This window comes from Allobosea sp. OAE752, assembly GCF_050433265.1.
Lineage (GTDB): Bacteria > Pseudomonadota > Alphaproteobacteria > Rhizobiales > Beijerinckiaceae > Allobosea > Allobosea spartocytisi.
Map to the genome: position 1 here is coordinate 2,501 of NZ_JBNPXO010000023.1, position 3,393 is coordinate 5,893.

Annotated in this window: 1 tRNA gene and 2 rRNA genes (1 of these 3 running past the window's edge); all 3 read left to right on the plus strand. The window is 55.5% G+C overall.

Features of this window, described 5'->3' with window-relative positions:
- Positions 1-2,762, plus strand: a 23S ribosomal RNA gene (locus GGC47_RS27525); it begins 44 nt to the left of the window's first position.
- A 106-nt stretch (positions 2,763-2,868) separates the two neighbouring features.
- Positions 2,869-2,983, plus strand: a 5S ribosomal RNA gene (gene rrf, locus GGC47_RS27530).
- Between the two features lie 144 nt (positions 2,984-3,127).
- Positions 3,128-3,204: transfer RNA gene (locus tag GGC47_RS27535), tRNA-Met, on the plus strand.
- Positions 3,205-3,393: the final 189 nt, after the last annotated feature.

Sequence of the window (3,393 nt, forward strand, 5' to 3'; positions counted from 1 at the left end):
AGGCGATGAAGGACGTGATACGCTGCGATAAGCCGTGGGGAGCTGCGAATGAGCTTTGATCCGCGGATTTCCGAATGGGGAAACCCACCTTCGATCTCTGTTATTCTAAGGGCAGGCTTTAAGCTTGTTCTTGGGCTAACAGAGATCAAGAGAAGGTATTGAACTCTGAATACATAGGGGTTCAAAGCTAACCCAGGGAACTGAAACATCTAAGTACCTGGAGGAAAGGACATCAACGAGACTCCGTTAGTAGTGGCGAGCGAACGCGGACCAGGCCAGTGCCTGACTGTAAGTTACCGGAAGTGGTTGGGAAACCACGCAATAATGGGTGATAGCCCCGTACGGATCTGCGAACAGTTGGGACATGAGTAAGGCGGGACACGTGAAATCCTGTCTGAACGTGGGGGGACCACCCTCCAAGCCTAAGTACTCCTCAGCGACCGATAGTGAACAAGTACCGTGAGGGAAAGGTGAAAAGCACCCCGACGAGGGGAGTGAAATAGCACCTGAAACCGAATGCTTACAAACAGTGGGAGCTCAAGGTTCGTCCTGAGTGACCGCGTACCTTTTGTATAATGGGTCAGCGACTTAGTCTGGCGAGCAAGCTTAAGCCGTTAGGTGTAGGCGTAGCGAAAGCGAGTCTGAACAGGGCGTTCAGTTCGTCGGATTAGACCCGAAACCGGGTGATCTAGCCATGAGCAGGTTGAAGGTAAGGTAACACTTACTGGAGGACCGAACCGGTGCCTGTTGAAAAAGTCTCGGATGACTTGTGGCTAGGGGTGAAAGGCCAATCAAACTCGGAAATAGCTGGTTCTCCGCGAAAGCTATTTAGGTAGCGCCTCGTGTGAATACTCCGGGGGGTAGAGCACTGGATGGGTGAGGGGTGCTTACCGCATTACCAATCCTAACCAAACTCCGAATACCCGGAAGTACTGCACGGGAGACACACGGCGGGTGCTAACGTCCGTCGTGGAGAGGGAAACAACCCTGACTTACAGCTAAGGCCCCCAATTCGTGGCTAAGTGTGAAAGGATGTGGGAATCCCAAAACAACCAGGAGGTTGGCTTAGAAGCAGCCATCCTTTAAAGAAAGCGTAACAGCTCACTGGTCTAAACAAGGGTTCCTGCGCCGAAAATGTATCGGGGCTCAAGCCACGAGCCGAAGCTTAAGGTTTGCACTTTGTGCAAGCGGTAGCGGAGCGTTCCATAAGCCAACGAAGGCGGACCCGTGAGGGCTGCTGGAGGTATTGGAAGTGCGAATGCTGACATGAGTAACGACAAACAGTGTGAAAGACACTGTCGCCGAAAGTCCAAGGGTTCCTGCGTAAAGTTAATCTCCGCAGGGTTAGCCGGCCCCTAAGGCGAGGCCGAAAGGCGTAGTCGATGGGAATGAGGTGAATATTCCTCAGCCAGTTGGTAGTGACGGATCGCGTACGCTGTCAGATCTTATTGGATTGATCTGGCTTCCAAGCGGTTCCAGGAAATAGCTCCAACATTAGACCGTACCCTAAACCGACACAGGTGGACTGGTAGAGTATACCAAGGCGCTTGAGAGAACTATGCTGAAGGAACTCGGCAATTTACCTCCGTAACTTCGGGATAAGGAGGCCCAGTGTCTAGGCAACTAGGCATTGGGGGCACAGACCAGGGGGTAGCGACTGTTTAACTAAAACACAGGGCTCTGCGAAATCGTAAGATGACGTATAGGGTCTGACGCCTGCCCGGTGCCGGAAGGTTAAAAGGAGGTGTGCAAGCACCGAATTGAAGCCCCGGTAAACGGCGGCCGTAACTATAACGGTCCTAAGGTAGCGAAATTCCTTGTCGGGTAAGTTCCGACCTGCACGAATGGCGTAACGACTTCCCCGCTGTCTCCAGCATAGACTCAGTGAAATTGAATTCCCCGTGAAGATGCGGGGTTCCTGCGGTCAGACGGAAAGACCCCGTGCACCTTTACTGCAGCTTTGCGCTGGCATTCGTGTCGGCATGTGTAGGATAGGTGGTAGACTTTGAAGCCGGGGCGCCAGCTCTGGTGGAGTCATCCTTGAAATACCACCCTTATCGTCATGGATGTCTAACCGCGACCCGTCATCCGGGTCCGAGACAGCGCATGGCAGGCAGTTTGACTGGGGCGGTCGCCTCCCAAAGAGTAACGGAGGCGTGCGAAGGTGGGCTCAGAGCGGTCGGAAATCGCTCGTTGAGTGCAATGGCATAAGCCTGCCTGACTGCGAGACTGACACGTCGAGCAGAGTCGAAAGACGGCCATAGTGATCCGGTGGTCCCGCGTGGAAGGGCCATCGCTCAACGGATAAAAGGTACGCCGGGGATAACAGGCTGATGATTCCCAAGAGTCCATATCGACGGAATCGTTTGGCACCTCGATGTCGGCTCATCACATCCTGGGGCTGGAGAAGGTCCCAAGGGTTCGGCTGTTCGCCGATTAAAGTGGTACGTGAGCTGGGTTCAGAACGTCGTGAGACAGTTCGGTCCCTATCTGCCGTGGGTGTAGGAGAATTGAGAGGATCTGCCCTTAGTACGAGAGGACCGGGGTGGACGTACCTCTGGTGGACCTGTTGTGGCGCCAGCCGCAGTGCAGGGTAGCTATGTACGGACGGGATAACCGCTGAAGGCATCTAAGCGGGAAACCCACCTCAAAACGAGTTCTCCCTTGAGAGCCGTGGAAGACGACCACGTTGATAGGCCGGGTGTGTAAGCGCAGCAATGCGTTCAGCTTACCGGTACTAATTGCTCGATCGGCTTGATCGTTCTCATGATCAATGTCCGCGATACACCAACAAACGCGAACACCAGGCGCCCGGCCGCACGGACGGGCCCTGACGAAAGACCTTATGCTTGCCATATCCTTCGCCGGCCCGGTGGCTTGAGCGAGGAGCCAGAACCCGATCCCATCCCGAACTCGGCCGTTAAACTCCTCAGCGCTGATGGTACTGTGTCTCAAGACCCGGGAGAGTAGGTCGTTGCCGGGCCTGTCAAGGATATCCCTCATCACAAAGACAAATCGCTTCAACGCGGCGGTCGACTTCAGTCGCCGCCGCGTTGCCGTTTGAAGCCCAAGGCGCCCCAGAGCGGCCACACAGCCCTCCAGGAAACCAAAGGCAAAACACCGTTGACGCGGGGTGGAGCAGCCCGGTAGCTCGTCAGGCTCATAACCTGAAGGTCGTCAGTTCAAATCTGGCCCCCGCAACCAAATCAACAACACCCGTCGCAAAAAGCGGCGGGTTTTGTCGTTCTAGCAGCCTGCCAACCGCTTGCCGCTCCGTCCACTCAAGGATCGTGCCGAGCTCGCCGTACAGCGTCGCAAACATCTCGCCCCGTTCCCGCCCCCGGCGTCAGCACGATCGCCGCGATCAGCACCCACACCGCTCCCGCCCGCCTC